3 protein-coding genes are annotated in these 2303 nt (G+C 43.7%); 2 read left to right on the plus strand and 1 reads right to left on the minus strand.

What is annotated here, in order from left to right; translation table 11 throughout:
• Window positions 1–426: 426 nt before the first annotated feature.
• Entirely contained in the window at window positions 427–687 is a 261-nt protein-coding gene (locus tag BLS15_RS29725; RefSeq protein ID WP_231515126.1) for a LysR substrate-binding domain-containing protein, read from the minus strand.
• Window positions 688–776: 89 nt separating this feature from the next.
• On the opposite strand from BLS15_RS29725, the gene BLS15_RS29730 reads away from it, so the two are divergent.
• The gene (locus BLS15_RS29730; protein WP_021253509.1) at window positions 777–1169 is read left to right on the plus strand and encodes an alkaline phosphatase family protein; all 393 of its coding nucleotides are present in this window, start codon (window positions 777–779) and stop codon (window positions 1167–1169) included.
• Window positions 1170–1537: 368 nt separating this feature from the next.
• The gene (locus tag BLS15_RS29735; RefSeq protein WP_021253506.1) at window positions 1538–1780 is read left to right on the plus strand and encodes a 2,3-bisphosphoglycerate-independent phosphoglycerate mutase; all 243 of its coding nucleotides are present in this window, start codon (window positions 1538–1540) and stop codon (window positions 1778–1780) included.
• Window positions 1781–2303: the final 523 nt, after the last annotated feature.

A 2303-nucleotide genomic window follows, 5' to 3' on the forward strand; every position in this document is an offset into this window, starting at 1 on the left:
CCAGCGCTTCGGCTTATTGCCTCTTTCGCTTTCGTTCACCGCGTCTCTCAGCGGCGACTTTTATATCTTATCACTTCATCAACTCGAAGTCAACAACTTTTTTTAATTTGTTTTCTTCGTTCGATTGACTGCCTCCTAATGAAGCAGGATTTAGAATATATCATATTTCGAAGGTATAATGCAAGTCTTTTTTAAACTATTTTCAAATCCTTTTTTCATGTCCTCCAATCCTCTTCTTTCTATCCTCTGTACCTACTTGGTTAAAATGTTGTTCAGCATTGTAATGAATGCTTTAGCTGCTGGCGACAGATGCTTGTTTTAGTGATGAACATATTGAACCCCTCTCTCAAACTTCACTTCATCTATGGGAATACAACTAGCAGTTCACTAGCAATCTCCTGCATCTTCATTAATTCAGATATGCTGCTATGCAAGTCCATGGATAACGCCCTGTTTAATTCCTTCCAAGCTGCTGATATCAATCGTATTGGATATCGCGATGCCCGCCTGTTCGAACTTCATATCGAGGAATTGCCTTGTTGCTGACTTATCCGGCTTCATAAGAAAGGTCTCATTTTGAAGATCATATAACGTGCACCTCCTCTTCTGGGCTAAATGGTGATCTGGACGTGCAATGAGAACAAGGCGATCGGTGATAAAACGCGCAAACCTGATACCGTGACTCATCGACTTCTACTTGATCGGACAATACGAGAAATTCAATGCTGTTGGATTCCAATTGATGAATCAGCTGCTGTGAGGATGTAAGCTTCATCTTGGATTCACGCCTGAGCAACCCATGTCGTGGCCCCATCGAAGCACTTGGAGTCGGAATCGATATTCAGCCTGGAGATGTCGTTCTTCGCTGCAATTTTGCCACTGTAGAAGATGGTATAGTGCTGGATCGACGCACTGGCCGCATACGGGAACATACGGACAAGCTTGCTGAATCCATTTCAGGAATAGAAGTAGCCGAGGGCATCTATGCTTACTGCAAGCCTGCGACTGAACATCGTCCTGTACTTGTGCTGCGTAGACAGGGATTAAGTGATCAAATTACTGATTCTGACCCGAAAGCACCGAACGACGGCAAACCGTATCTTCCTGTTCAGCCGTTGGAAGATACATTAGAAGCACGACGACTGCTTCTAGAGTCAACCGCTTCTTAGAAATATCTTCTCGGATCTTGTCATCGCACCCTGCGAATGAGGAGCGAGTAGCTAATGGATTGCTGCCTGCCAGCTTCATTCTAACCCGTGGTGCAGGTAGTAGGTTGAACTTGAGCCGATTGCTTCGAGAATGAATTTCCGAGGTTGCTGCATTGCTGTAGAAAGCACCATTCTTTGGGTAGCGGAACTAGCCGGGTACACAACCATTACAGATATAAGAATGACCTGAAGTATGGATACTGATGTTAAACTGAAAGCAGAACTTGCACTTGAACAGATTGTCCATCATTACATTGTCTATGTTCATCTTAAAGCTCCAGATGTAATGGGGCCGATGATGAACCACTAAAAAGGCTCAATCGCTAGAAATGTTTGATAGAAATGTTGGCATAAACGCTGATCAACTATCAGAGGATGTATACCTAGCACTGGCCGCTGATCATTCTACTCCTTCTGAGGTTAAGGAGCATACTGGAGAGCCAGTTCCCGTCGTTATCTATGGATCAAGCATTCGAAAAGATCGAGTCGCCTCTTATAATGAAACGGACTGTGCCCATGGTGCACTTGGCCGGATGTCTGGTTCCAAGTTCGTCCGAACCTTGCATGGTTAATGGGGTATGTCGAAAAAAAGGGAACTGAGTTGAAAAATTCAAGATGCTGTCTTTAACAAATTAAATCGCAAGGGCTCTCATTTCTATTGCTGCAGCCCCCACTCTCTTTAAGTGGTGGGGGGTTGCTATATAGAATAGCATTCGTGATCGTCCCATTAATCATCTGTTTCTTTTATATATAAGAAATGTGTATTCTAATCACAGGAAATAGTCACTTAAATAGACATTCTGTCAATTCGCCTCCTTAAGCGAGTAACCAGTACTAGTCCAGCGAAATTGCATTAATAGCTCTTAACCACTTTTATACACCCTCGATCACACTTGCCGTCATTGCTTCCTTCGATGTACCTTAGAATCAGTCTCCCTACACTATTGAAATACATGTGTAAGTAGAACATTCTACAGCCATGGCTCCATTGGAGCTCACCTTGTTGAATGTGTTCTGGCACTTATGGCTGCTGTCTCCACGCTGGTATTGCCTATTGACGATGCGCGCTGTCGACTCAAGTGGACTCGTTAAAGT

This window comes from Paenibacillus sp. cl6col, from assembly GCF_900102125.1.
In the GTDB taxonomy this organism is placed as follows: Bacteria; Bacillota; Bacilli; order Paenibacillales; family Paenibacillaceae; genus Paenibacillus_B; species Paenibacillus_B suaedae.